The 697-nt window shown below is 31.7% G+C and carries 1 protein-coding gene; it reads right to left on the bottom strand.

The annotated features are described in order from the left end of the window. Window positions 1–697, bottom strand: a 697-nt coding sequence (locus ESY88_RS21285; RefSeq protein WP_189702688.1) for a hypothetical protein, incomplete at both ends; no start/stop codon positions are given.

Genomic DNA, 697 nt, shown 5'->3' with positions numbered 1-697 from the left:
TGTTGTGGCACGTTTTTCTCCGCCCACATTTTCTTATTGTCAACTATTTCAGCTGATAAGGAATTAATTTCGTCTCCCATTATACATTCCAAACAAGAATTAATTATTGTTTTAGTTCCACTTATATTTAGAAGCTCATCCTTTTTAGGGTTTCCGTATTCTAAAGCAATCATTGAAGCCCAAACCGCAACTCGATATTGAGACTCCATTAGATAACCTAAAAAATTTTGAATTCCTCTTTGAGCTAAAAGTTCTTTCCCTAATTTAATATTTTGTTGGTATTCTTTCAGATTTATTTTGTCAAAATCAAATGGATGAATTGAAGCGAAATAAAGATTTTTGCAACCAAATAGAAAGTCAGTTCCTTTTTCATTAGTTAGTAACTTAATCGGTTCAAGATTCATTCTATCAGCAATTTTATCCATTCTACTTTTCTGCTCAACACTCAATTCCATATCGCACTCTAATATTATGTATGCGAGATGTTCGTATGCAATTCCGTATTCTCGGTTTTCTAAATATTCCGATATTATTTGCGTTCCGTCTTTTATTCCGAAACTTTTTAAATCCGATTGTTCAATTCTATTCGACCATATGGAATTCAGAATTTCATCGCTCAATTCGGCAATCTCTTTCTTTAATGATTTTTGGAATATTTTAATCAACTCTTGGTTTTTTTTTAAATGTGCCACAACGT

This window comes from Subsaximicrobium wynnwilliamsii, from assembly GCF_007997225.1.
Classification (GTDB): domain Bacteria; phylum Bacteroidota; class Bacteroidia; order Flavobacteriales; family Flavobacteriaceae; genus Psychroserpens; species Psychroserpens wynnwilliamsii.
Note: the sequence above shows the minus strand (reverse complement) of the source record. Positions and strands in the feature narration are given on the sequence as shown.